This is a genomic window from Pseudomonas sp. DP-17 (genome assembly GCF_022380625.1).
GTDB classification, from domain to species: domain Bacteria; phylum Pseudomonadota; class Gammaproteobacteria; order Pseudomonadales; family Pseudomonadaceae; genus Pseudomonas; species Pseudomonas nitroreducens_A.
Genome location: NZ_JAKSXG010000001.1, coordinates 246381 through 271013, shown reverse-complemented (window position 1 = coordinate 271013; position 24633 = coordinate 246381). Strand labels below are relative to the sequence as shown.

At 64.1% G+C, this 24633-nt stretch carries 22 protein-coding genes and 1 tRNA gene; 15 read left to right on the top strand and 8 right to left on the bottom strand.

Annotated elements, in window-relative coordinates; translation table 11 throughout:
• The first annotated feature begins 160 nt into the window (after nucleotides 1-160).
• From zwf to MJ122_RS01230, 3 genes are read left to right on the top strand one after another with little or no spacing between them, the layout of a single operon-like run.
• The gene (zwf, locus tag MJ122_RS01240; RefSeq protein ID WP_088416761.1) at nucleotides 161-1630 is read left to right on the top strand and encodes a glucose-6-phosphate dehydrogenase; all 1470 of its coding nucleotides are present in this window, start codon (nucleotides 161-163) and stop codon (nucleotides 1628-1630) included.
• Nucleotides 1617-2333: a 6-phosphogluconolactonase gene (gene pgl / locus MJ122_RS01235; protein ID WP_088416762.1), complete on the top strand. Its 717-nt coding sequence runs from the start codon at nucleotides 1617-1619 to the stop codon at nucleotides 2331-2333. Before zwf ends, pgl begins: the two co-directional genes overlap by 14 nt.
• A gap of 17 nt (nucleotides 2334-2350) precedes the next feature.
• On the top strand, nucleotides 2351-2998 hold the full coding sequence (locus MJ122_RS01230; protein ID WP_088416763.1) for a bifunctional 4-hydroxy-2-oxoglutarate aldolase/2-dehydro-3-deoxy-phosphogluconate aldolase: 648 nt from the start codon (nucleotides 2351-2353) through the stop codon (nucleotides 2996-2998).
• A gap of 198 nt (nucleotides 2999-3196) precedes the next feature.
• Here MJ122_RS01230 and MJ122_RS01225 read toward each other — a convergent pair whose 3' ends face one another.
• The 4 genes from MJ122_RS01225 to MJ122_RS01210 form a co-directional block, all read right to left on the bottom strand.
• Nucleotides 3197-5029, bottom strand: coding sequence for an ABC transporter ATP-binding protein (locus MJ122_RS01225; protein WP_017520338.1), 1833 nt, complete (start codon nucleotides 5027-5029; stop codon nucleotides 3197-3199).
• A gap of 77 nt (nucleotides 5030-5106) precedes the next feature.
• Nucleotides 5107-5667: a peptidylprolyl isomerase gene (locus MJ122_RS01220; protein WP_026079190.1), complete on the bottom strand. Its 561-nt coding sequence runs from the start codon at nucleotides 5665-5667 to the stop codon at nucleotides 5107-5109.
• 29 nt (nucleotides 5668-5696) lie between these two features.
• A complete protein-coding gene (locus tag MJ122_RS01215; RefSeq protein ID WP_017520340.1) occupies nucleotides 5697-6488 on the bottom strand; it encodes an alpha/beta fold hydrolase in 792 nt (263 codons plus the stop codon).
• A 31-nt stretch (nucleotides 6489-6519) separates the two neighbouring features.
• Complete coding sequence (locus MJ122_RS01210; protein WP_017520341.1) at nucleotides 6520-7446, bottom strand: LysR family transcriptional regulator; 927 nt, start codon at nucleotides 7444-7446, stop codon at nucleotides 6520-6522.
• A gap of 55 nt (nucleotides 7447-7501) precedes the next feature.
• Here MJ122_RS01210 and MJ122_RS01205 point away from each other — a divergent pair, with 55 nt between their 5' ends.
• The 9 genes from MJ122_RS01205 (at nucleotide 7502) to MJ122_RS01165 (ending at nucleotide 15163) form a co-directional block, all read left to right on the top strand.
• Nucleotides 7502-7816, top strand: coding sequence for a hypothetical protein (locus MJ122_RS01205; RefSeq protein ID WP_017520342.1), 315 nt, complete (start codon nucleotides 7502-7504; stop codon nucleotides 7814-7816).
• Nucleotides 7817-7958: 142 nt separating this feature from the next.
• Entirely contained in the window at nucleotides 7959-8558 is a 600-nt protein-coding gene (locus tag MJ122_RS01200) for an FMN-dependent NADH-azoreductase (RefSeq protein WP_239741870.1), read from the top strand.
• 197 nt (nucleotides 8559-8755) lie between these two features.
• On the top strand, nucleotides 8756-9040 hold the full coding sequence (ihfB, locus tag MJ122_RS01195) for an integration host factor subunit beta (RefSeq protein ID WP_015478091.1): 285 nt from the start codon (nucleotides 8756-8758) through the stop codon (nucleotides 9038-9040).
• Nucleotides 9041-9073: 33 nt separating this feature from the next.
• Complete coding sequence (locus tag MJ122_RS01190; protein ID WP_088416765.1) at nucleotides 9074-9379, top strand: LapA family protein; 306 nt, start codon at nucleotides 9074-9076, stop codon at nucleotides 9377-9379.
• On the top strand, nucleotides 9372-10523 hold the full coding sequence (locus MJ122_RS01185) for a tetratricopeptide repeat protein (RefSeq protein ID WP_239741868.1): 1152 nt from the start codon (nucleotides 9372-9374) through the stop codon (nucleotides 10521-10523). Before MJ122_RS01190 ends, MJ122_RS01185 begins: the two co-directional genes overlap by 8 nt.
• 55 nt (nucleotides 10524-10578) lie before the next feature.
• Nucleotides 10579-11541: an SDR family oxidoreductase gene (locus MJ122_RS01180; RefSeq protein ID WP_239741867.1), complete on the top strand. Its 963-nt coding sequence runs from the start codon at nucleotides 10579-10581 to the stop codon at nucleotides 11539-11541.
• Nucleotides 11538-12563, top strand: a complete 1026-nt coding sequence (locus MJ122_RS01175) for a glycosyltransferase family 4 protein (protein WP_239741864.1) — start codon at nucleotides 11538-11540, stop codon at nucleotides 12561-12563. Before MJ122_RS01180 ends, MJ122_RS01175 begins: the two co-directional genes overlap by 4 nt.
• A gap of 68 nt (nucleotides 12564-12631) precedes the next feature.
• On the top strand, nucleotides 12632-14620 hold the full coding sequence (locus tag MJ122_RS01170; protein WP_239741862.1) for a nucleoside-diphosphate sugar epimerase/dehydratase: 1989 nt from the start codon (nucleotides 12632-12634) through the stop codon (nucleotides 14618-14620).
• 195 nt (nucleotides 14621-14815) lie between these two features.
• Nucleotides 14816-15163, top strand: a complete 348-nt coding sequence (locus tag MJ122_RS01165) for a helix-hairpin-helix domain-containing protein (protein ID WP_088416770.1) — start codon at nucleotides 14816-14818, stop codon at nucleotides 15161-15163.
• A gap of 522 nt (nucleotides 15164-15685) precedes the next feature.
• Here the strand turns inward: MJ122_RS01165 and MJ122_RS01160 are convergent.
• Both MJ122_RS01160 and MJ122_RS01155 read right to left on the bottom strand, forming a co-directional pair.
• Nucleotides 15686-15761, bottom strand: a tRNA-Asn gene (locus MJ122_RS01160).
• 69 nt (nucleotides 15762-15830) lie between these two features.
• Nucleotides 15831-17027 carry an amino acid aminotransferase gene (locus MJ122_RS01155; RefSeq protein WP_088416771.1) on the bottom strand — a complete coding sequence of 399 codons (1197 nt, stop codon included), beginning with the start codon at nucleotides 17025-17027 and terminating at the stop codon, nucleotides 15831-15833.
• A gap of 184 nt (nucleotides 17028-17211) precedes the next feature.
• Between MJ122_RS01155 and uvrB the strand changes: the two genes are divergently transcribed.
• The gene (gene uvrB / locus MJ122_RS01150) at nucleotides 17212-19227 is read left to right on the top strand and encodes an excinuclease ABC subunit UvrB (RefSeq protein ID WP_239741861.1); all 2016 of its coding nucleotides are present in this window, start codon (nucleotides 17212-17214) and stop codon (nucleotides 19225-19227) included.
• 158 nt (nucleotides 19228-19385) lie between these two features.
• Here uvrB and MJ122_RS01145 read toward each other — a convergent pair whose 3' ends face one another.
• Complete coding sequence (locus MJ122_RS01145; protein ID WP_085988858.1) at nucleotides 19386-20885, bottom strand: MDR family MFS transporter; 1500 nt, start codon at nucleotides 20883-20885, stop codon at nucleotides 19386-19388.
• A 49-nt stretch (nucleotides 20886-20934) separates the two neighbouring features.
• A complete protein-coding gene (locus MJ122_RS01140; RefSeq protein ID WP_239741858.1) occupies nucleotides 20935-21969 on the bottom strand; it encodes an HlyD family secretion protein in 1035 nt (344 codons plus the stop codon).
• Nucleotides 21970-22079: 110 nt separating this feature from the next.
• Between MJ122_RS01140 and MJ122_RS01135 the strand changes: the two genes are divergently transcribed.
• On the top strand, nucleotides 22080-23000 hold the full coding sequence (locus MJ122_RS01135; RefSeq protein ID WP_239741857.1) for a LysR family transcriptional regulator: 921 nt from the start codon (nucleotides 22080-22082) through the stop codon (nucleotides 22998-23000).
• Between the two features lie 61 nt (nucleotides 23001-23061).
• Entirely contained in the window at nucleotides 23062-24546 is a 1485-nt protein-coding gene (gene gltX / locus MJ122_RS01130; protein WP_088416775.1) for a glutamate--tRNA ligase, read from the top strand.
• The last annotated feature ends 87 nt before the right edge of the window (nucleotides 24547-24633 follow it).

Sequence of the window (24633 nt, the reverse complement as noted above, 5' to 3'; positions counted from 1 at the left end):
GACCGGTCGGGGGCGGTCAGCGGCGCTATCCTAACGTCAGGCCGGCGAGCGACCAACAACGGCGCGAAACGGCAAAAATATGTTGTTTAATTACTACATATTTGTCTTAATGCCGGCGTGGAAGGCTAACTATCGTTCAAAATTTGGTTGGTAACAACAAATGCCTGAAGTCCGCGTTCTTCCGTGTACCCTCGCGCTGTTCGGCGCCCTGGGCGATCTCGCCCTGCGCAAACTGCTGCCGGCGCTTTACCAGCTCGACCGCGAGGACCTGCTGCACCGCGATACCCGCATTCTTGCCCTGGCCCGCGACGACGGCGCCAGCGAAGAGCCCCTGGCGACCATCGAGCGTCGCCTGCGCCAATATGTGCCGCAGAAGGAATGGGACGAGCAGGTGTGGGCGCGCTTCCAGGCGCGGCTGCATCACCTGAGCATGGATTTTCTCGATGCCGGCTCCTACCAGGCGCTGGCGGAGCTGGTGGGTGACGAGAAGACCCTGGTCGCCTATTTCGCCACTGCCGCCTCGGTATTCGGCGGCATCTGCGAGAACCTTGCCGCCGCCGGCCTCGCCGAGCGCACCCGGGTGGTGCTGGAAAAACCCATCGGCCACGACCTGGAGTCGTCCCGCGCGGTGAACGACGCCGTGGCGCGCTTCTTCCCGGAAAACCGCATCTACCGGATCGACCATTACCTGGGCAAGGAGACGGTGCAGAACCTCATCGCGCTGCGCTTTGCCAACAGCCTGTTCGAGACCCAGTGGAACCAGAACCACATCTCCCACGTGGAGATCACCGTGGCCGAGAAAGTCGGCATCGAAGGCCGCTGGGGCTACTTCGACAAGGCCGGCCAGCTGCGCGACATGGTGCAGAACCACCTGCTGCAGCTGCTCTGCCTGATTGCCATGGACCCGCCGGCGAACCTTACCGCCGACAGCATCCGCGACGAGAAGGTCAAGGTGCTGCGCGCGCTGGAACCCATCGCGCCAGAGCAGCTGGCGAGCCGCGTAGTGCGCGGGCAATACACCGCCGGCTACATCGACGGCAAACCGGTGCCCGGCTACCTTGCCGAGGAAAACGCCAACCCCAACAGCGATGCCGAGACCTTCGTCGCGCTGCGTGTGGATATCCGCAACTGGCGCTGGTCCGGCGTGCCGTTCTACCTGCGTACCGGCAAGCGCATGCCGCAGAAGCACTCGCAGATCGTCATTCACTTCAAGGAGCCGCCGCACTACATCTTCGCCCCGGAGCAGCGTTCGCTGATCAGCAACCGGCTGATCATCCGCCTGCAGCCGGACGAGGGGATTTCCCTGCAGGTGATGACCAAGGACCAGGGCCTGGGCAAGGGCATGCAACTGCGTACCGGCCCGCTGCAACTGAACTTCTCCGAAACCTTCCAGACCGCCCGCACGCCGGATGCCTACGAGCGACTGTTGCTGGAAGTCACGCAAGGCAACCAGAACCTGTTCGTCCGCAAGGATGAGATCGAGGCCGCCTGGACATGGTGCGACGGCCTGATCGACGGCTGGGGGCGCCTGGGCGAGGAGCCCAAGCCCTATCCGGCCGGAAGCTGGGGCCCGCAGGCCTCGGTTGCCCTGATCGCACGCGACGGGAGGGACTGGTATGGCGATCTCTGAACCGAAACTGGCTGAGGGTATGGCCTGGAAAACCTGGAACAACGCCGCCGAGCAGGCGCGCGGGCTGGCCGACGCGGTGGCCGATGCACTGCGCGAGGCGTTGGTCGAACGCGGCCGTGCACTGCTGGTGGTGTCTGGCGGGCGCAGCCCGGTGGCGTTCCTCGAGGCTTTGAGCGGCGCGGTACTGGATTGGTCGAAAGTGGCCGTCAGCCTCGCTGACGAGCGCTGGGTGCCCGAGTCGCATCCGGACAGCAACGCCGGCCTGTTGCGCCGCCACCTGTTCAAGGGCGCTGCGGCCAAGGCGCAATTCATCGGTCTCTACCAGCCGGCGGCCAGCCTGGAAGAGGCGGCCGACAAGGCCGACCGCTACCTGCATGAGCTGATGCTGCCCATCGACGTGCTGGTGCTGGGCATGGGCGACGACGGTCACACGGCTTCGCTGTTCCCCGGCAGCACCAACCTGGTGGAGGCACTCGACCCGGCTGGCACCCGCCGTTGCCTGCCGATGTGGGCGCCGACCGTGCCGCACCAGCGCCTGACCCTGACCCGCGCCGTGCTGCAGGGCGCGCGGGTGCAGATCCTGGCCATCCAGGGCGAGTCCAAGCTGGCCACCCTGAGCCAGGCGCTCAGCGACAACGACGACCAGCGCATGCCGGTCAATGCGTTCCTGCGTTCACCTCTTTCGATCCACTGGTGCCCCTGAGGCACGGAGTTACCGTAATGTCTGAACAACACATCCAGCAGATCGATGCCCTCGCGCAGCGTGCTCGCATCCTGCCGGTGATCACCATCGACCGCGAGGCCGACATCCTGCCCATGGCGGATGCCCTCGCGGCCGGTGGCATCAGCGTCCTGGAGGTGACCTTGCGGACCGCGCTGGGCCTCACGGCGATTCGCCAGTTGAGCGAGCAGCGCCCGGAGTTGATCATCGGCGCCGGCACCGTGCTCGATCCGCAGACCTTCCGCCAGGCGGAAGAGGCGGGGGCGAAGTTCATCGTCACGCCCGGTTGCACCGATGAGTTGCTGGCGTACGCGGTGACCCGCCCGGTGCCGCTGCTGCCCGGCGTGGCGACCGCATCGGAAATCATGGCTGCCTACCGTCATGGCCTGCGCCGCTTCAAGCTGTTCCCGGCCAAGGTGGCCGGCGGCGTGGAGGCGCTGAAGGCCTTTGGCGGGCCCTTCCCTGAGGTGCGTTTCTGCCCCACCGGAGGTGTCGGCCCGGACAACCTCAACGATTACTACCGGCTGGCCAACGTGATGTGCGTGGGCGGCAGCTGGATGCTGCCCAAGGCCGCCATCGACAGCGGCGACTGGGCCACGGTCGAGCGCCTGAGCCGCGAGGCGCTGGCGCTGTTGGATACACACTGAGCTGTCCTGGATTTGGACGTGCCCGGCCTTGAGCCGGGCTTTTTTATGGGCAGATTCTGCGGCTTGCCCTTCGTAGGATGGTGTGGAGCGAAGCGATACCCATCAATGGCTTGGAAGGTAAGGCCGATGGGTGTCGCACGCTCCACCCATCCTACGAAAAGCTTGCCGTCGCTCACCCGGCAACAACGACGATACTGCTCAATCCACCCCGACGAACCCACCCGTCTGGTGACGCCACAGCCGCGCATACAGCCCGCCATGGGCCAGCAGTTCGGCATGGCTGCCGCTCTCGACCACGCGGCCGTGCTCCAGCACCACCAGGCGGTCCATGCGCGCGATGGTGGACAGGCGGTGAGCAATGGCGATTACCGTCTTGCCCTGCATCAGGGTCTCCAGGCTTTCCTGGATCGCCGCTTCCACTTCCGAGTCCAGCGCCGAGGTGGCCTCGTCGAGGATCAGTATCGGCGCGTCCTTGAGCAGCACTCGGGTGATCGCAATGCGCTGGCGCTGGCCGCCGGAGAGCTTCACGCCGCGTTCGCCGACATGGGCGTCGAGGCCGAAGCGGCCCTCGGCGTCGCTCAACTGCGGGATGAACTCCGAGGCGCGGGCCTTCTGGATCGCGTCCTGCAACTCGGCCTCGCCGGCATCCGGGCGGCCGTAGAGGAGGTTGGAGCGGATCGAGCGGTGCAGCAGCGAAGTATCCTGGGTGACCATGCCGATCTGCGCACGCAGGCTTTCCTGGGTCACCTGGGCAATGTCCTGGCCGTCGATCAGGATGCGTCCGCCCTCCAGGTCATACAGGCGCAGGAGCAGGTTCACCAGGGTCGACTTGCCGGCGCCGGAGGGGCCTACCAGGCCGATCTTCTCGCCGGGGCGTACGGTGAGGTCGAGGCCGCTGATCAGGCCGCCGCCCTTGCCGTAGCTGAAGTTCACCTGGTCGAAGCGCACCTCGCCACGTGTCACTACCAGCGGCTTGGCGTCGGGCGCGTCGATCACCTGGCGCGGCAGGGCAATGGTCTGCATGCCGTCCTGCACCTGGCCGACGTTCTCGAAGATGCCGCCGACCACCCACATGATCCAGCCGGACATGTTGACGATGCGGATGACCAGGCCGGTGGCCAGGGCGATGGCGCCTACCGAGATCAGCGACTGGGTCCACAGCCACAGGGCCAGGCCCGTGGTGCCGGCGATCAGCAGGCCGTTGAACACCGTGATGGTGACGTCCATCGAGGTGACCACGCGCCCGGCGCGCTGGGCCTTGCGGGTCTGGTCGTCGATGGCGTCGCGGGCGTAGTCCTCTTCCTGCCGCGTATGGGCGAACAGCTTGAGGGTGGTGATATTGGTGTAGCCGTCGACGATCCGGCCCATGAGTTTCGAGCGCGAATCCGAAGCGATGACCGAGCGGTGCTTCACCTGCGGAATGAAGTAGCCCAGCGCGCCGACGTAGCCGATCATCCAGAGCAGCAGGGGAATCATCAGTCGCCAGTCTGCCTCGGCGAACAGCACCAGGGAGCTGACGATATAGATGAGTACGTGCCAGATGGCGTCGACCGCTTGCACGGCCGAGTCGCGCAGAGAGTTGCCGGTCTGCATGATGCGCTGGGCGATGCGTCCGGCGAAGTCGTTCTGGAAGAAGCCCAGGCTCTGCTTGAGCACGTAGCGGTGGTTCTGCCAGCGGATCAGGTTGGTCATGCTGGGGTTGATGCTCTGGTGCACCAGCATATCGTGCAGGCCGAAGAACACCGGGCGCAGGATCAGCGCCACCACGGCCATCCAGATCAATTCGCGGCCGTGCAGGGTAAAGAAGTCGGCAGGGGCCGTGCCTTGCGCGAGATCGACGATACGCCCGAGGTAGCTGAACAGCGCGACCTCGATCAGCGCGGCGACCAGGCCGACGAGGAGCAGGGCAAGGAACACCGGCCAGACCTGGCGCAGGTAGTAGACGTAGAAGCGGATGACGTCGGTGGGCGGCATGCGCTCGGGGACGTCGCGGAAGGGATCGATCAGGCGCTCGAAACGACGGTAAAGCATGATGCCTCTCGGGTTGTGTCGGCGAGCCCGTCCTGGGCTCGCCTTGAATGGCCTCCGTCAGCCGTGGTCCCGCAGAATCACAGACGCTTGGCGGAGAGGATGACCACCGGGGTGGTCGGTACGTCCTGGAACATGCCGCGGTTGCCGGTCTTCACGCCGGCGATCTGGTCGACCACGCCCATGCCGCGCACGACCTTGCCGAACACCGCGTAGCCGAAATCGCGGGCGCCGTGGTTGAGGAAGTCGTTGCCGGTCAGGTTGATGAAGAACTGGCTGGTGGCGGAATTCACATCGCTGGTGCGTGCCATGGCCAGGGTGCCGCGCTCGTTGAGCAGGCCGTTGTCGGCCTCGTTCTTGATGGGCGCCTGGGTGTCCTTTTCCTTCATGGCTTCGGTGAAACCGCCGCCCTGGATCATGAAGTTGGGAATCACGCGGTGGAAGATGGTTCCGTTGTAGAAGCCGCTGTCCACGTAGGACAGGTAGTTCTTCACAGAAATCGGCGCCTTGTCGGCGTACAGCTCGATTTCGATTTCACCCGAGGTGGTGGACAGCAGCACGTGCGGCTTGTTGGCATCGGCGGCAAATGCGGAGCCGGCCAGGACCAGGGAGCAGGCAGCGAGCAGGAAGCGTTTGAGCAGGGTCATTTGGCGGATGTTTCCTGAAGGTTCTAGGGATGGTCGACCTGATCGAGGAAGTCGAGCAGGGTGGTATTGAATCTTTCCGGCTGGTCCAGCGGCGTGGCGTGGCGCGAGTCCTCGATCACGACCAGGCGCGCGTTGGGCATGCGCCCGACATAGGCCTGCTTGAGCGAGACCGGGGTGTAATCGCGGTCGGCGCTGATCACCAGGGTTGGACAGGTTATGCGCGCGAGGCGTTCCTGCACACCCCAGCCGATGATGGCGTGCAGGCTGGAAAGGTAGGCGCGCTTGTCGTTCTGCGGCCAGCGCTGCTGGATCTTGCGGCGCAGGTCGCTCTGTTCTGGCTTGGGGAAGAGCAGCTTGCCCAGTGCCTTGCCGACGGTATCCAGGCCCAGCACGTGGGCCAGGAACAATCGCCGCGCCACTTCCAGGTACTCGCGTGGTGTGCGCGGTTTCACTTCCGGCGCGCTGTTGACGATGGTCAGGCTGTTCAGCCGCTCCGGCCAGCGCGTGGCCAGTTCGAAACCGATCATGCCGCCCATGCTGATGCCGACCAGGTGCACACGGCCGAGGTTCAGGTGATCGAGCAGGGCGATCACGTCCTCGGCGAAGGCGGCGATGCTGTAGCGCTGGCGCGGTTTGTCCGACTGGCCGTGGCCGCGTACGTCGAGGGCGATCACCCGGTGGCGTTTTTCCAGTTCCGGTACCTGGAACTCCCAGTCGCGGGTGCTGGAGCCAAGCCCGTGCACCAGCAGGACCGGCGTGCCCAATCCACTTTCCTCGTAGTGCAGACGGTGACCGGCGTGGTCGAAGAACGGCATGATGGGCTCCTTTGTCGTGCGACCTGTCCGATCAGGCCGGGCTCTCGGGCGCGGCGAAGTGGGCATCCAGCGGCACGTTGGCATAGGCGGTCAGCAACTCGACGAGAATCTGCGTGGCCGGGCCCAGCGGTTTTTCCTTGTTCGGGTAAAGATAGAAGCGGCTTTCGCGCACGCCGCCCTGTTTCATCGGCAGCGGCTTGAGCTGGCCGTCGCGCAGTTCGCGCTCGATCATGTGGCGCGGCAGCCAGGCGAAGCCCAGGCCGTTGCTGACGAAGGTGGCAGCGGTGGCGAGGCTGCCGACCGTCCAGCGCTGTTCGGCGCCGAGCCAGCCGACGTCACGCGGTTGCAGGCGGCCGGAGTCGCGGATCACCACCTGCATCTGGGTTTCCAGGTCCTGGTGGGTGACCTCGCGCTGCAGGCGATGCAGCGGGTGATCCGGGTGAGCCACGGCGACGAAGTCGACGACGGAGAGGTCCGCACCCAGGTGGCCGGGAATGTTCAGGCCGCTGATGGCGAGGTCCGCATGGCCCTGCACCAGGGCTTCCTCGACGCCTGACAGCACTTCCTCGCGCAACAGGACGCGGCAACCGCGGCTCTGCGGCATGAAGGCTGACAACGAACGCACCAGGCGCACCGTGGGGTAGGCGGCGTCGACCACCAGGCGCACTTCCGGCTCCCAGCCTTGCTCCATGTGGTGGGCCAGTTCTTCCAGTTGGCCGGCGGATTTCACCAGTTGCCGTGAGCGGCGCAGGAGTACCTCGCCGGCTTCGGTGAGCACGGCCTTGCGCCCGTCGATGCGCAACAGCGGCACGCCGAGCTGCTCCTGCATGCGCGCCACGGTGTAGCTGATCGACGACTGCGAACGGTGCAGGGCTTCCGCCGCCTGGGCGAAGCCGCCATGGTCGACCACGGCCTGCAGGGTTCTCCACTGATCCAGGGTAACGCGGGGCGCTTTCATCCTCGCTTCCTCTTGTCTACTCTGGCGGTCCGCAGAAGACCAACAAGAGACCGCCATGAAAAAATTCTGTTGTGCCGTTCTGGCCACGTTGCCGCTGACCGCCCTGGCCTATCCCATCGAAGTGCAGAAGAGCCTCAATGGCACCGAAATGGATATCGAGACCCAGGATATCGGTGACCAGATGGGGGCGATCCTCCTGCGCAATGGCGGCCAGCAGCCGGTGACCTGCACCGCGGTCTTCGTCAACGGTCCCGAGACGCCGCACGTACGCAAGGCCACTATTGCGCCAGGCAAGGAGGCCAACCTGACTTCCAGCTTCAGCCGCGCGGTAATCAAGCTGCGTATCAAACTGACCTGCAATCCTTCCTGATCCCCCGACAAGACTAGAAGTAGTCGGATAGGAAATCAAATTATTCGATAATTTAAAGCGATTTTTTAAGCTTTTTTATCGATTTGATCGTCTTTAGGATGGCCTCCATCGACACATTCAACGACCGATGGAGGTCCAGTCCATGTCCCGCGTTCTGGTTATCGAAAGCAGTGCCCGTCAGGAAGGTTCCGTTTCCCGTCAGTTGACCCGCGACTTCATCGCCCAGTGGCAGGCCGCTCATCCGGCCGACGAGATCAAGGTCCGCGATCTGGCCGTTGAGCAGGTGCCGCATCTGGACGCCCATCTGCTGGGCGGCTGGATGAAGCCCGCGCAGGAGCACAGCGAGATCGAACGCGCCGCACTGGAGCGCTCCAACCAGCTGACCGCCGAACTGCAGGCCGCCGACGTGCTGGTCCTGGCTGCGCCAATGTACAACTTCGCCATCCCCAGCACCCTGAAGTCCTGGCTGGACCACGTGCTGCGGGCCGGCGTCACTTTCCAGTACACCGAGACCGGCCCGCAGGGGCTGCTCACCGGCAAGCGCGCCTTCGTCCTGACCAGCCGCGGCGGCGTCTACGCCGGCGGTGCGCTGGATCACCAGGAACCCTACCTGCGCCAGGCACTGGGCTTCGTCGGCATCCACGACGTGACCTTCATCCACGCTGAAGGCCTGAACATGGGGGGTGAATTCGCCGAGAAGGGCCTGGCCAAGGCCAAGGCGCAACTCGCCGCCATCGCCTGATCCGTTTCCTGTTTGCGCGTCCTTCCGCTCCTGGGCGTGACCGTGGCCGATCTCTTCCCCGGGGATCGGCCATTTTTTATTTGCCAACGACTTGACCGGCTGAAAACACATCCTTCCCGTTCGGGCTGTTCAAAGCATGATCAGCATGCTAAAAGAACCTGGAGCTGATCTAGCCGCTTGAAAAAGAAGGGAAAACCATGACCAAGTCGGAGTTGATCGAGAGAATCGTCACCCATCAGGGGCAGCTTTCCGCAAAGGATGTGGAGCTGGCGATCAAGACCATGCTTGAGCAAATGTCCCAGGCTCTGGCCACTGGGGATCGCATCGAAATCCGGGGTTTCGGTAGCTTCTCGTTGCATTACCGTGCGCCGCGCACCGGCCGTAATCCGAAAACTGGCGAGTCCGTGCGCCTGGACGGCAAGTTCGTCCCGCACTTCAAGCCTGGCAAGGAACTGCGCGACCGCGTCAACGAACCCGAGTGATCCCGGGATATCCGTCTTCAAGAAGGAGTGTCCATGCTTCGGGCAAAACGTTTCCTGCTGATTCTGGCGCTGGCCATCCTGGCCGTCGCCGTTGTGGTTTTCGTCCTGGAAAACCTGCAATCCGCACAGCTGACCTTCCTCGGCTGGCAATCGCCGCAGTGGCCGCTGGTTGTCTTCATTTCCCTTGCCTTTATCCTCGGCGGCGTGATCGGCCTGCTGCTGAGCATTCCTTTCCGTGCCAAGGCGCATGTCCGTATGACCGGCCTGCGCTCGGAAGTCACCCGTTTCCGCAAGGAGAATGACGCGCTGCGTGAAAAGTCGCTGACGGACCATGCCTAGCGTCATCGCCACGCTGTTCTTTTTCTGCGCCCTGGCCATCGGCTGGTGGATGGGGCGTCGCTCTCTTTCCCGGCCGGATGCGCCTGCCCCGGAGAAGCTTCGGGCTCGCGTCCACAGCATGCACAATCTGCTGGAGCGGCATTCCGACGACGCACTGGAGAGCCTTTCCCAGGGCCTGGTCGTCAGTCCGGAAACCCTCGAAAGCCACCTCCATGTCGGCAACCTGTTCCGGCGCCGGGGCGATATCGAAAAAGCCATCCATATCCACCAAGATCTTCTGGGCCGTGCCGGTGAGGATGGAGCGCTGGTTGCCCAGGTGCGCCTGGAGTTGGCGCGCGACTATATCGCTGGTGGCCTGCTGGGCAGCGCCGAGGAGTTGCTCGACGAGCTGACGCAGCAGCGTGACGAGCCCATTTCCCTGGAAGCGCTGGATGAGCAGCGCCTCATCTGCGAACGCGAGAAGAGCTGGTCGCGCGCCATCGAGTTGGCTGCCCGGCTGGTGCCGAGCCGGCCCGAACTGAGCGCTGCGCTGGCCAACTATTACTGTGAGCTGGCCCTGGAAAAGGGCAGGAGCGGCGATCGCAGTGCCATGCAGGAATTGCTGCGCGAGGCGCGTCGCGTCGACAAACGCTGCGTGCGCGCCCTGCTGATGCGGCTGGACTGCGAGCTGTGGCGCAAGGATTCGGCGGCAGCCGTTGCCACCATCGGCGAGCTCGCGCGCGATGCCAAGGCCTTCCTGGGGGAGGTCGTGCCTCTGCTGCGTCGTTACGATGGCCTCGCCCGGCCTGAAGTGCTGGTTTGCCTGCGTGAGCTGGCCAAAGGAGAAGAGGTGCCTCCGGCCATCCTCGCCATGCTGGCAGAAAGCGAGCAGCCGGAGGGCGCGTCGTCCTGGCGTGAGGCCTTGCTGGAGCGTGTGGAGCGCCATCCTTCCTGGCAGGGCGTCGGCGAGTACCTTGAAGTGGTCGAAAACGATGCTGAAAAAGACTCGGCCACAGGAAAAATCGCTCCAATAATCATCGGGTTGTATAAGACAATGCCGCGCTATCGATGCGGCAAGTGCGGCTTCGCTGGCCGTGAACTGCACTGGCAGTGCCCTAGCTGCCACGCCTGGAATGCACTGCGGCCGGTCATTTCGCCGCTCTGACGCGCACGCTCAAACATGGAAGACGCCGCTGGCGTCAGGTTCTGCAGGTACTGGATTGAAGGTTCTACTCACGGGCGCGACCGGTTTTGTCGGCCGGGGCGTGCTGGCGCGCTTGCGTCAGGAAAAGGATGTTCAGCTTCGCGTCGCCCTGCGCGGCGCTGCAACGCAATGCCTGGAGGGTGCCGAGGTGGCACTTATCGAAGGCTTGAGCGTGGCCCAGTCCTGGGCCCATGCCCTGGATGACATCGACGTGGTAATCCATTGCGCTGCCCGCGTTCATGTCATGGACGAGCAGGCGGTCGACCCACTCGCCGAGTTTCGTGCAGTGAACGTCGAGGGGACGCGGCATCTCGCGCAGCAGGCCGCGGCGGCAGGAGTGCGGCGCTTCGTTTTCGTCAGCTCGATCAAGGTCAATGGCGAGGAGACCTCGCCGGGCCGTCCTTTTACCGCCGACGCCGAGCCCAGACCGCAGGACCCTTACGGGCAGTCCAAGCTCGAAGCCGAGCAGGCGTTGTTCGAGATTGCCCGGCAGACCGGCTTGGAGGTGGTCGTGATACGTCCGCCGCTGGTCTATGGCCCGGGTGTGAAGGCCAATTTCGCCAGCCTGACGCGCGCCTTGCAGCGCCGCCTACCGTTGCCGTTCGGCTCCATCGACAATCGCCGCAGCCTGGTAGCGCGGGACAATCTGGTGGATCTGCTGCTGCTTTGCGCTCGTCATCCCGCGGCCGCCGGACAGGTTTTTCTGGTGAGCGACGGTGAGGATTTGTCGACGGCGCAGCTGTGCCGTGGTCTGAGCGAGGCGCTGGGCGTTCGTCCCCGATTGCTGCCGGTTCCGGCTGCGCTGCTGCGTCTGCTGGGGGCGCTGACGGGACGGAGCCAGCAGGTCCAGCGCCTGCTGGGCTCGCTGCAGGTGGATATTTCGGCTACGCGCAAGCGACTGGGCTGGACGCCGCCGGTCACAATGGAGCAGGCGCTGCAGGAAGCCGCGATGGAATTCGGACGGGAGCAGGGGCGATGAACATGGGCATTCTGCTGGCGGCCGTGTTCGTCGCGTCCTGCGCGATGACCGCCGGTGTGCGTCGCTACGCGCTGGCGCGCAGCATCATGGACATTCCCAATGCCCGTAGCTCGCACCGGATCCCGACGCCGCGCGGCGGCGGCGTCGCCATCGTCCTGGGCTTCCTGGGTTGCCTGCCGTTGGCAGCCGTGCTTGGGGCAGTGGACGGAAATAGCCTGGTGGCCCTGTTGCCGGCTGGCGCTCTGGTCGCAGCCATTGGTTTCCTCGACGATCACCGGCATATTCCGGCACGGTGGCGACTGCTGGGGCATTTTGTCGCTGCGCTCTGGCTACTGGGCTGGCTGGGCGGGGTGCCTGTGCTGCCGATGCCCTGGGGGGCGCTGGATCTGGGGTTGGTCGGCGATTTCCTGGGGCTGGTGTTCCTGGTCTGGCTGCTCAATCTGTACAACTTCATGGATGGCATCGACGGGATTGCCGGCCTGGAAGCCATCAGTGTCTGCCTGGGCGGTGCCCTCTGCGCCTGGCTCGTCGGCGATTCGCAACTGGTGTGGCTGCCCTTGATCCTGGGCATGGCCGCGGCGGGGTTCCTGGTCTGGAATTTTCCGCCGGCGCGGATTTTCATGGGTGACGCCGGTAGCGGGTTCCTCGGGTTGATCCTTGGCGGGCTGGCGTTGCAGGCGGCATCGCTGTCGCCACCGCTCATCTGGAGCTGGCTGATCCTGCTCGGCGTGTTCGTGGTGGATGCGACCTTTACGCTGACCCATCGCCTGATGCGCGGCGAACGTGTCTACGAAGCGCATCGCAGCCACGCCTACCAGCGTGCCTCCAGGCGCTACGGGAGCCACTTGCGGGTATCGCTGGCGGTGACGGCCCTCAACCTGCTGTGGCTCATGCCGCTGGCATTGCTGGTCGCGTTGGGCCATGTTTCGGGTTTGCTGGCGCTGTTTGTGGCCTATGCTCCCTTGGTGCTTGTCGTAGCTCATCTGGGCGCAGGTCGTCCGGATGACCAGGAAGTGAGCTGAACTCCGCCGAATCTGGTGGTCAATAGCGGGTGGACATTCCTTCCGCTCGGGATTAAGGACAAGCGCTGATGCTCCGAGAACGCCTGCTGAGGCTTCCGAGACGACATAAACGATTATTGCAGGTCTTCACTGACATCTGGCTGGTGTGGTTCGCGCTGTGGCTGGCCTTCATCGTGCGCCTGGGCACCGACGATCTGGAGTATCCGTTCCGCGTCCACGGCTGGCTGTTCGTGGCGGCGCCGGCGGTGGCGATTCCGCTGTTCATTCGCTTCGGCATGTACCGCGCGGTGATGCGCTACCTGGGCAATGACGCACTGATCGCTATCTGGAAAGCCGTCACGATCTCCGCGTTGCTGCTTTCGCTGGTGGTGTACTGGAATCGCTCGGTGACCGAGGCGGTTCCCCGTTCGCTCGTGCTGAACTACTGGTGGCTCAGCCTGCTGATGATCGGCGGCCTGCGCCTGGCCATGCGTCAGTACTTCATGGGCGATTGGTACAGCACGGTCCAGGCGGTTCCTTTCCTCAAGCAGCAGGACGGCTTGCCCAAGGTTGCCGTCTATGGCGCGGGTTCTGCCGGCAACCAGCTGGTGGCGGCGCTGCGCCTGGGACGCGCGATGCGTCCGGTGGCCTTCATCGATGACGATGATGAGATTGCCAATCGGGTCATCGCCGGCTTGCGCGTCTACAAGCCCAAGCATATTCAGCAGATGATCGACGAAACCGGCGTGCAGGAAGTGCTGCTGGCGATTCCGTCTGCCACCCGTGCCCGCCGTCGCGAGATTCTGGGCCTACTGGAGCCTTATCCGGTCCATGTGCGAAGCGTTCCTGGGTTCATCGAGCTGGCCAACGGCCGAGTGCGGGTGGACGACATTCAGGAGGTGGATATCGCCGACCTGCTCGGGCGCGACCCCGTCGAGCCACGCAAGGAGCTGTTCGAACACTGCATCCGTGGCGAAGTGGTGATGGTCACCGGCGCTGGCGGCTCCATCGGTTCGGAGCTGTGCCGGCAGATACTCGGCTCCGGGCCGACCGTGCTGGTGCTGTTCGAACACAGCGAATACAACCTTTACCGGGTCCATCAGGAACTGGAAAGCCGCGTCAAGCGCGAGTCCCTCGCGGTACAGCTGGTGCCGATCCTGGGGTCGGTGCGCAGCGCCGAGCGCCTGCTGGACGTCATGCGTACCTGGAAGGTCGCTACGGTTTATCACGCCGCCGCCTACAAGCACGTGCCTATCGTCGAGCACAACATTTCCGAGGGCGTGCTGAATAATGTGATGGGCACTCTGCATACCGCTCAGGTGGCAGTGCAGGCTGGTGTCGAGCACTTCGTGCTGATCTCCACCGACAAGGCGGTACGCCCGACCAATGTCATGGGCAGCACCAAACGCCTGGCGGAAATGATCCTTCAGGCGCTGAGCCAGGAGTCGGCGCCGGTGCTGTTCGGCGACAAGTCCGGCGTGCACCAGGTCAACAAGACCCGGTTCACCATGGTCCGCTTTGGCAATGTGCTGGGGTCGTCCGGTTCGGTCATTCCCCTGTTCCGCGAGCAGATCAAGCGCGGCGGACCGGTCACCGTGACCCATCCGGGCATCACCCGATACTTCATGACCATTCCCGAGGCGGCTCAGCTGGTAATCCAGGCCGGCTCCATGGGGCGCGGCGGCGACGTCTTCGTGCTGGACATGGGGCAGCCGGTGAAGATCCTCGAACTGGCCGAGCGGATGATTCACCTTTCCGGCTTGAGCGTTCGCTCAGAACGCGTGCCCCATGGGGACATCTCCATCGAGTTCAGCGGCCTGCGGCCCGGCGAGAAGCTCTACGAAGAGCTGCTGATCGGCGACAACGTCAGCGCGACTGAGCACCCGATGATCATGAAGGCCAACGAGGAGCTGATGCCCTGGGAGGGTTTCAAGCTGGTGTTGGCCGACCTGCTCAAGGCGGTGGACCAGGGCAACTACGCGCGGGTGCGGCAACTGCTGCGGGAGACCGTCAGCGGCTATTGCCCGGAAGGCGAAATCGTCGACCTGATTCACCAGCAGCGGCGCATGGAGCCCTGAACCACGGCTCCTAGCAGACGTGGTGATCGCCGCGTCTGCGAGCACCGTCAGCTCTTTCCTGGCGATCTGTCGGCGGCGCCGGAAACTGCCGCCGACTCTCTAAACCAAGGTATTTACCCGCTTTCCTGGCGATATGTTCTTTCAGGCGGCGCAATCGCGCCTGCCCCGAAGTCATTTACGCAAGGAAAAGACCCCATGAGTAAGAAACTGCTTTCCATTGCCAGCATGATCCTGTTCGCCAGCCTCTCCTTTGGAGGCCTCGTCCAGGCTGCCTCACCCGCACAGCCCGCCACCAAGCCGGCGGCCGAAGCGCCGGCTCCCGCTGCGAAGGCGCCTGTGTCCCAGGTGGAGGCGGTGAACATCAACACGGCGTCCGCCGAAGAGCTGCAGAAGTCCTTGAAGGGCATTGGCAAGGTGAAGGCCCAGGCCATCGTCGACTACCGCACCAGCAACGGCCCGTTCACCACGGTTGATCAGTTGCTGGAGGTGAAGGGCATCGGCAAGGGTACCCTGGACAAGAACCGCGACAGGATTTCGCTCTGAATCTTCGCCTTATGGAATGAAAAAGCCGGTCGATGACCGGCTTCTTCGTTTCGCGACAAAAAAAAACCGGCATGTGCCGAGGGCTTTGAATTCTGGCTCCGCGACCTGGACTCGACGGCGTCAGCCGAACGCGCTTCAGCGCGGCCCCGAAGGGGGAATCACCTGGGACGCAGTCCCTGGAGAGAGTCCAGCGCCCAATAAAAAAGCCCCCGGCATGTGCCGAGGGCTTTGAATTTTGGCTCCGCGACCTGGACTCGACGGCGTCAGCCGAACGCGCTTCAGCGCGGCCCCGAAGGGGGAATCACCTGGGGCGCAGTCCCTGGAGAGAGTCCAGCGCCCAATAAAAAAGCCCCCGGCATGTGCCGAGGGCTTCGAATTTTGCCTCCGCGACCTGGCCTCGACGGCGTCAGCCGAACGCGCTTCAGCGCGGCCCCGAAGGGGGAATCACCTGGGACGCAGTCCCTGGAGAGAGTCCAGCGCCCAATAAAAAAGCCCCCGGCGTGTGCCGAGGGCTTTGAATTTTGGCTCCGCGACCTGGACTCGAACCAGGGACCCAATGATTAACAGTCATTTGCTCTACCGACTGAGCTATCGCGGAACAACGAGGCGTATCTTACTGATTAAAAAGGGGAAGTCAACATCGTGCCGATGACTTCCCCTGATTTTTTTACAGCACCTGGACGATGGCGCGGGTCACGGTGTCCAGGTTGCCGTTGTTCAGCGCGGCGACGCAGATGCGGCCGGTGCCGACGGCGTAGATGCCGAACTCGTTCTTCAGGCGTTCCACCTGTTCGGCGGTCAGGCCGGAGTAGGAGAACATGCCGCGCTGCTGGGCAACGAAGCCGAAATCACGCTTGGCGCCCAGGGCGGCCAGTTGCTCGACCATCGCAACGCGCATGGCACGGATGCGGGTACGCATTTCGCCCAGCTCTTCTTCCCAGACCGCACGCAGTTCCGGGCTGTTCAGCACGGCGGCGACGACGCTGGCGCCGTGGGTCGGCGGGTTGGAGTAGTTGGTGCGGATCACGCGCTTGACCTGGGACAGGACGCGGGCGGATTCCTCGCGGCTGTCGGTCACCACCGACAGCGCGCCGACACGCTCACCGTACAGCGAGAACGACTTGGAGAAGGAGCTGGAAACGAAGAAGTTCAGACCCGACTTGGCGAACAGGCGTACAGCGAAGGCGTCTTCATCGATGCCCTCACCGAAGCCCTGGTAGGCGATGTCGAGGAAGGGCACGTGGCCTTTGGCCTTGAGCACGTCCAGGACCTGCTTCCAGTCGTCAAGGGTGAGGTCGACGCCGGTCGGGTTATGGCAACAAGCGTGCAGTACGACGATCGACTGAGAAGGCAGCGCGTTCAGGTCTTCCAGCAGGCCGGCTCGGTTTACACCGTTGGTGGCGGCGTCGTAGTAACGGTAGTTCTGCACCGGGAAACCGGCGGATTCGAACAGGGCGCGGTGGTTCTCCCAGCTCGGGTCGCTGATGGCGACGGTCGCGTTGGGCAGCAGGCGCTTGAGGAAGTCGGCGCCGGTCTTCAGCGCGCCAGTACCGCCGACGGCCTGGGTGGTGACCACGCGGCCTTCGGCCAGCAGCTCGGAATCAGCGCCGAACAGCAGCTTCTGCACGCCCGAGTCGTAGGCGGCGATGCCTTCGATCGGCAGGTAGCCGCGCGGAGCGTGGGCCTCGATGCGGGCTTTCTCCGCGGCCTGGACGGCGCGCAGCAACGGGAGACGGCCTTCCTCGTTGTAGTACACGCCCACGCCCAGGTTGATCTTGTCCGGGCGGGTATCGGCGTTGAAAGCTTCGTTCAGGCCCAGGATCGGGTCGCGGGGGGCCATTTCGACAGCGGAGAACAGACTCATGTTGGCAGCAGCTCTAAGGCGGGAGTGAAGTGCAATTGCAACCCACCCGCTCACGGCGCTGGGGGTTGCGTCGACGGGCCGGTATTATATAGGCCTCTACGGCAGGCGGCGAGTTGTCGCGCATGCTTTTCGACTGGTATGACGCTTTGGCGACCGAAGCGTCACACGCCAAAGCGAGGTTCCCATGTCGATTTTTCAACTGGATTCGCGATTCAAGCCTGCTGGCGACCAGCCCGAAGCCATCAGACAGATGGTCGAGGGGCTGGAGGCAGGCCTGTCGCACCAGACGCTGTTGGGGGTGACCGGCTCCGGCAAGACCTTCAGCATCGCCAACGTCATCTCCCAGGTGCAGCGCCCGACTATGGTGCTGGCGCCGAACAAGACGCTGGCCGCGCAGCTCTACGGCGAGTTCAAGACCTTCTTCCCGAACAATGCCGTCGAGTACTTCGTGTCCTACTACGACTACTACCAGCCCGAGGCCTACGTGCCGTCCTCGGACACCTACATCGAGAAGGATTCCTCGATCAACGACCACATCGAGCAGATGCGGTTGTCGGCGACCAAGGCGCTGCTGGAGCGCAAGGACGCCATCATCGTCTGCACCGTGTCGTCGATCTACGGCCTGGGCGATCCAGCGTCCTACCTGAAGATGGTCCTGCACCTGGACCGCGGCGACAAGATGGACCAGCGCGAGCTGCTGCGCCGCCTGACCAGCCTGCAGTACACCCGCAACGACATGGATTTCGCCCGTGCGACCTTCCGCGTGCGCGGCGATGTGATCGATATCTTCCCGGCGGAATCGGACCTGGAGGCCATCCGCGTCGAGCTGTTCGATGACGAAGTGGAGAACATAGCCGCCTTCGACCCGCTGACTGGCGAGGTGCTCACCAAGCTGCCGCGCTTCACCTTCTACCCCAAGAGCCACTATGTCACCCCGCGGGAGACGCTTCTGGAGGCGGTGGAGCAGATCAAAGCCGAACTCAAGCAGCGCCTGGATTACCTGCGCACCAACAACAAGCTGGTGGAAGCCCAGCGTCTGGAGCAGCGCACCCGTTTCGACCTGGAGATGATTCTCGAGCTGGGCTACTGCAACGGCATCGAGAACTACTCGCGCTACCTCTCCGGGCGCGGCCCCGGCGAGCCGCCGCCGACACTGTACGACTACCTGCCGGACAACGCCCTGCTGGTGATCGACGAATCCCACGTCAGCGTTCCCCAGGTCGGCGCCATGTACAAGGGCGACCGCTCGCGCAAGGAGACCCTGGTGGAGTACGGCTTCCGCCTGCCTTCGGCGCTGGACAATCGACCGCTGCGTTTCGAGGAGTGGGAGGCGATCAGCCCGCAGACTATCTTCGTCTCGGCGACGCCTGGACCTTATGAAGACCAGCACGCCGGCCGGGTGATCGAACAGGTGGTGCGCCCCACCGGCCTGGTCGACCCGGAAGTGGAAATCCGCCCGGCGACCACCCAGGTGGACGACCTGCTCTCGGAAATCGGCAAGCGCGTGGCGCTGGATCAGCGCGTGCTGGTCACCACCCTGACCAAGCGAATGGCCGAGGACCTCACCGACTACCTGGGCGATCACGACGTGCGCGTGCGCTACCTGCACTCGGATATCGACACCGTGGAGCGGGTGGAGATCATTCGAGATCTGCGTCTGGGCAAATTCGACGTGCTGGTGGGCATCAACCTGCTGCGCGAAGGCCTGGACATGCCCGAGGTGGCGTTGGTGGCGATCCTCGATGCGGACAAGGAAGGTTTCCTGCGTTCCGAGCGTTCGCTGATCCAGACCATCGGCCGCGCTGCGCGGAACCTTCACGGCAAGGCGATCCTCTATGCCGACAACATGACCGGCTCGATGCAGCGGGCGATCAACGAGACCGAGCGCCGCCGCGCCAAGCAGCTGGAATTCAACGCCAGGCACGGCATCGTGCCCAAGGGCGTGAAGAAGGACATCAAGGACATCCTCGAAGGTGCCGTGGTGCCGGGCGCCAAGGGCAAGCGCCGCAGCCTGGCGAAAGTGGCGGAGGAGAGCGGGAAATACGAGAACGAGCTGCGCACGCCGGATGAGATCGGCAAGCGCATCAAGCAACTGGAAGAGCGCATGTACCAACTGGCCCGCGACCTGGAGTTCGAGGCCGCGGCCGGGGTGCGCGACGAGATCGGCAAGCTGCGCGACCGCATGGTGGCGATGGGGTGACCAGCCGCGGAGCGCCCTCTCCCTGACCCTCTCCCTGAAGGGCGAGGGGACCGTTCGGCGCAGATCGATACCTTGGCCTCAGCCGGCACGGGCAACTCTCTCCCTTCAGGGGAGAGGGCGGGGAGAGGGGCTTTGTGGTGGCAGAAGACCTGGCTCTCTCAGTGCGCCCCGGCTCCCGCGCCTGCGCCCATGCCTGCCGGCAGCGGGCGGGTCAGCAGCACCGCCACCATACTCACCGCCAGCACGATACCGATGGCATGGAAGGCGTCGTTGTAGGCCATGATCGCCGCCTGCTGGTGGACGATTTCGCTGATCTTGCCCAGCGCCGCCTGCTGCGTGCCCAGTTGCGAGGTCAGCTGCGCCAGGCGCTCGTCCACTGCACCATTGACCGGCACCACTGCTTCGCGCAGGTAGTCGTAATAGACCTTGGCGCGGCTATCCAGCAGCGTCGCCAGTAGAGCGATACCAATGGCGCCGCCCAGGTTGCGCAGGATGTTGAACAGGCTGGAGGCCGATCCCGCGTCCTGCGGCTGCAGGTAGACGGTGGCGATCAGCGAGATGGTCACCATCACCATCGGCTGGCCGAGGGCGCGCAACAGCTGGATCTGGTTGAACTGCGGGCCGGCGAAGTCCGGGTTGAGCACGCCGGAGAAGAAACTCGCCATGCCGAACAGGCCGAAGCCCAGGGCGCAGAGCAGGCGCGGCTCGATGATCTTCATCAGCTTGGGGATCAGCGGAATGAGGAACAACTGCGGCACGCCCATCCACATGATCACCTCGCCGATCTGCATGGCGTTGTAGCCCTGGATCTGCGCCAGATACAGCGGCAGCACGTAGATCGAACCGTACAACCCCATCCCCAGGCCGATGCTGGAAATGCTCGACAGCCCGAAGTTGCGGTTGCGCAGAATCCCGAGGTTGATCAGCGGATTCGGCCGCGAGGTCTGCAGGATCACGAAGAGGATCAGGCTGACCAGGGCGATGCTGCCCAGGCTGACGATCAGGTTCGATTCCAGCCAGTCCTTGCGATGGCCTTCCTCGAGGAACACCTGCAGGCAGCCCAGGCCGATGGCCATGGTGACGATGCCGGCGTAGTCGGTGCTTTTCAGCAGTTCCCAGTGCGCCGGCTTCTTCTCCAGACCGTACAGCAGGCCGGCGATCATCAGCAGGCCCGGCGGGATGTTGATGTAGAAGATGTATTCCCAGCCGAAGTTTTCCGTCAGCCAGCCGCCCAGGGTAGGGCCGATGGACGGCGCGAAGGTGGCGGTGATGGCGAACAGCGCCATGCCCTTGGGGCGGTGGTGTTCCGGCAGCTTGATCAGCGCCAGGGTGAAGGCCAGGGGAATCAGCGCACCGCCGGTGAAGCCTTGCATGGCGCGGAACACGATCATGCTCTCCAGGTTCCAGGCGAACGAGCAGAGCAGCGAAGAGAACAGGAAGCCGACGGAAATCATCCAGGCCAGCCGGCGCGCCGAAAGCAGCTGCACCAGCCAGGCGGTGAGCGGGATCATGATGATCTCGGCTACCAGATAGGAGGTGGAGATCCACGAGCCTTCTTCCAGGGTGGCGGCCAGCGCGCCCTGGATGTCCTTGAGCGAAGAGTTGGTGATCTGGATATCGAGCACCGCCATGAACGCACCGAGCATGGCGCTGAACACGGCGATCCAGTCGCGGCGGGTCGGTTCGCCGACCGGCCGGATCAGTTGGTCACCGGCCACCCAGCTCGACCTCTGCCTCGACGGACATGCCGGGGCGGATCAGGCCCTTGAGGGGGTTGTCGTCGGCGAAGGTGATCTTGACCGGAATGCGCTGCACCACCTTGGTGAAGTTGCCGGTGGCGTTGTCCGGCGGCAGCAGGCTGAACTGCGCACCGGAGGCGGCGAACAGGCTCTGCACTTCGCCGTCGATGGGGGTGTCGGGGAAGGAGTCGAACACCAGGCGCGCCTTCTGCCCCGGGCGCATCTGGCCGATCTGGGTTTCCTTGAAGTTGGCCTGGACCCAGATGCCGTCGTCCGGCACCAGCGACAGCAGTTGGCTGCCCACCTGCACGTACTGGCCGACGCGGGCGCCGCGCTGGCCGACCAGGCCGCTGACCGGTGCGTGGATTTGCGTACGAGCGAGGTTGATCTCGGCCTGGGCGATGTCGGCGCGGGCGCTTTCGATCTGCGCCTGCAGGCGCTGCACATCGGTGGCGAGGGTTTCGCGCTGCACCCGCTGGGCCTGCAGGTCAGCCTGGGCCTTGGCGACCTGTGAGCGGGCGACGTTGGAGTCGGCGGCCAGGGTGGTCACGCGCTCCTCCGACACGTAGCCGGGCTTGCGCAGGGCCTGGGCGCGGCCGAGGTCGACTTCGGTGCGGCCGAGGGTGGCCTGGCTTGCATTCACATCGGCAGCGCTGGCGGCAATCATGCTGGTCTGGCCCTTGAGTTTGCTGCGCGCCTGCTCCAGTTCCGCCTCGCGGGTGGCCAGGGTGGCCTTGGCGCGGTCCAGGGCAAGCTGGAAGTCGGCGGCTTCGAGTTTCACCAGCAACTGGCCTTTCTCGACGTGCTGGTTGTCCTGCACCAGCACTTCGTCGACGCGGGCGCCGAGCTGGCTGGCGATGCGGGTGATCTCACCCTGCACGTAGGCGTTGTCGGTGCTCTCGACGAAGCGGCCGATGAAGTACCAGTGCGCCAGGAAGGCGAGGGCGACCACGGCAAGGAGGACGAAGAACACGGACAGGCGGCGTTTCAATTGTGCGGGCATAGGTAAACGAGCGTTTGGTTGGCCAAAAAAATGTTTGCCAATGTAACAGTGTTCCGTGGCGGCACGTAGCCGCTACACTTCGGAAACTTTGTTGCTTATACGGAACAATCATGGGGCTGGATGATGCGCTGATCTTCACTCGCGTGGTGGAGCTGCACAGTTTCACCCAGGCCGCCCAAAGTCTGGGGATGCAGAAGTCCACGGTGAGCCGGCGTATCGCCCTGCTTGAAGAGCGTCTGGGCGTGCGCCTTATCAATCGCACCACCCGCAAGCTGCGCCTGACCGAAGTGGGGCAGGCCTACTACGACCGCTGCCGGCAGATCATGCACGACTTCGCCGAGGCGGAGCAGGCGGTAATGCAGCTGCAGCAGGCACCTTCGGGATTGTTGCGGATCAGTGCGCCCATCGAGTTCGGCCAGATGTACCTGGCCAAGGTGGTGGGCGACTTCATGAACCTTTATCCACAGATCACCGCCGAGGTCGAACTGACCTCGCGCACTGTCGATCCGCTGGAGGAGGGCGTGGACATCGTCATCATGGTCGGCCAGCCGGAGGATTCGACCCTGATCGCCCGGCGCATGCTGACCACCAACCGCTGCCTGTGCGCCAGCCCCGACTACCTGAAGCTGCATGGCCGCCCGGAGACCGTCGAGGAGCTGGCCGGTCACCGCGCCGTGCTGCTGCAGGCAGACTCCCAGCGCTACTGGCCCCTGCGCGGGGAAACCGTGCCGTGCCATCGGGTGTTGTCCTGCAACAACATCACTTTTGCTCGCGAAGCCGTGCTGGCCGGAGTGGGAATCGCCTCGCTGCCGGAGCTGATCGTCGATGAACAGTTGGCCAGCGGACGGCTGGTACGCGTGCTGCCGCAGGTCCAGTTGCCAGTCGGCGAGCTCTACGCCGTCTACCCATCGCGGCGTTTCCAGGCGATGAAAGTGAAGGCCTTCCTCGACTTCCTCATCCATAACCTGCCCATCGATCCCGGTCGCTGGCTGGAGCCGAAGGCGGCCCGCCTGATACCATCGCACCCATGAGCGCGCGCGCCGTCGCGCGCTGTCCGCTTCACACGAAGAATTGCTGCACACGAGAGCCTTCATGACCACAGTCCGCACCCGTATCGCGCCGTCTCCCACCGGCGACCCGCACGTCGGCACCGCGTATATCGCGTTGTTCAACCTCTGCTTCGCCCGCCAGCACGGCGGTCAGTTCATTTTGCGCATCGAGGACACCGACCAGGTGCGCTCGACCCGCGAATCGGAACAGCAGATCTTCGACGCGCTGCGCTGGCTGGGTATCGAGTGGGACGAGGGCCCGGACGTCGGCGGCCCGCACGGCCCGTACCGGCAGAGCGAGCGCGGTGCCATCTATAAGCAGTACAGCGACGAGTTGGTCGAGAAAGGCCATGCCTTCCCCTGCTTCTGCTCCGCCGAGCGCCTCGACGCGCTGCGCGCCGAACAGCAGGCGCGCAAGGAAACCCCACGCTACGACGGCCACTGCATGCACATCCCGAAAGAGGAATCGGCCAAGCGCATCGCCGCCGGTGAATCCCATGTGGTGCGCATGAAGGTGCCGACCGAAGGCGTCTGCGTGGTGCCGGACATGCTCCGTGGCGACGTGGAAATCCCATGGGACCGCATGGACATGCAGGTGCTGATGAAGGCCGACGGCCTGCCCACCTACTTCCTTGCCAACGTGGTGGACGACCACCTGATGGGCATCACCCATGTCCTGCGCGGCGAAGAGTGGCTGCCCTCGGCGCCCAAGCTGATCAAGCTGTACGAGTATTTCGGTTGGGAACAGCCGGTGCTCTGCTACATGCCGCTGCTGCGCAACCCGGACAAGAGCAAGCTGTCCAAGCGCAAGAACCCCACTTCGATCACCTTCTACGAGCGCATGGGCCTGCTGCCCCAGGCGCTGCTGAACTACCTCGGCCGCATGGGCTGGTCCATGCCCGACGAGCGCGAGAAGTTCAGCCTGGCGGAGATGATCGAGCACTTCGACCTGTCCCGCGTGTCGCTGGGCGGTCCGATTTTCGACATCGAGAAGCTCTCCTGGCTGAACGGCCAGTGGATTCGCGAGCTGTCCGTCGAGGACTTCGCAAAAGAAGTGCAGAAGTGGGCGCTCAACCCCGAGTACCTGATGAAAATCGCTCCGCACGTCCAGGGTCGTGTGGAGAACTTCAGCCAGATTGCTCCGCTGGCCGGCTTCTTCTTCAGCGGCGGCGTGCAACTGGACGCCAAGTTGTTCGAACACAAGAAACTCGACGCCACCCAGGTGCGCCAGGTCCTGCAGCTGGTGCTGTGGAAGCTTGAAGCCCTGCGCCAGTGGGAAAAGGATCGCATCACCGCGACCATCCAGGCCGTGGCCGAGCACCTCGATCTCAAGCTGCGTGACGTGATGCCGCTGATGTTCCCGGCCATCACCGGCCAGGCCAGTTCGGTGTCGGTGCTAGACGCGATGGAGATCCTCGGTGCGGACCTGTCGCGCTATCGGCTGCGCCAGGCACTGGAGCTGCTGGGCGGTGCATCGAAGAAAGAAGCCAAGGAGTGGGAGAAGATTCGCGACGCCATCGGCTCCTGAGTTCTTTCCTACACTGAAAAAGGCCGGGCGCTGCGAAGCGTCCGGCTTTTTTCATACTGGCGACTTTGCTCGCGCCAGCGCCGGAGG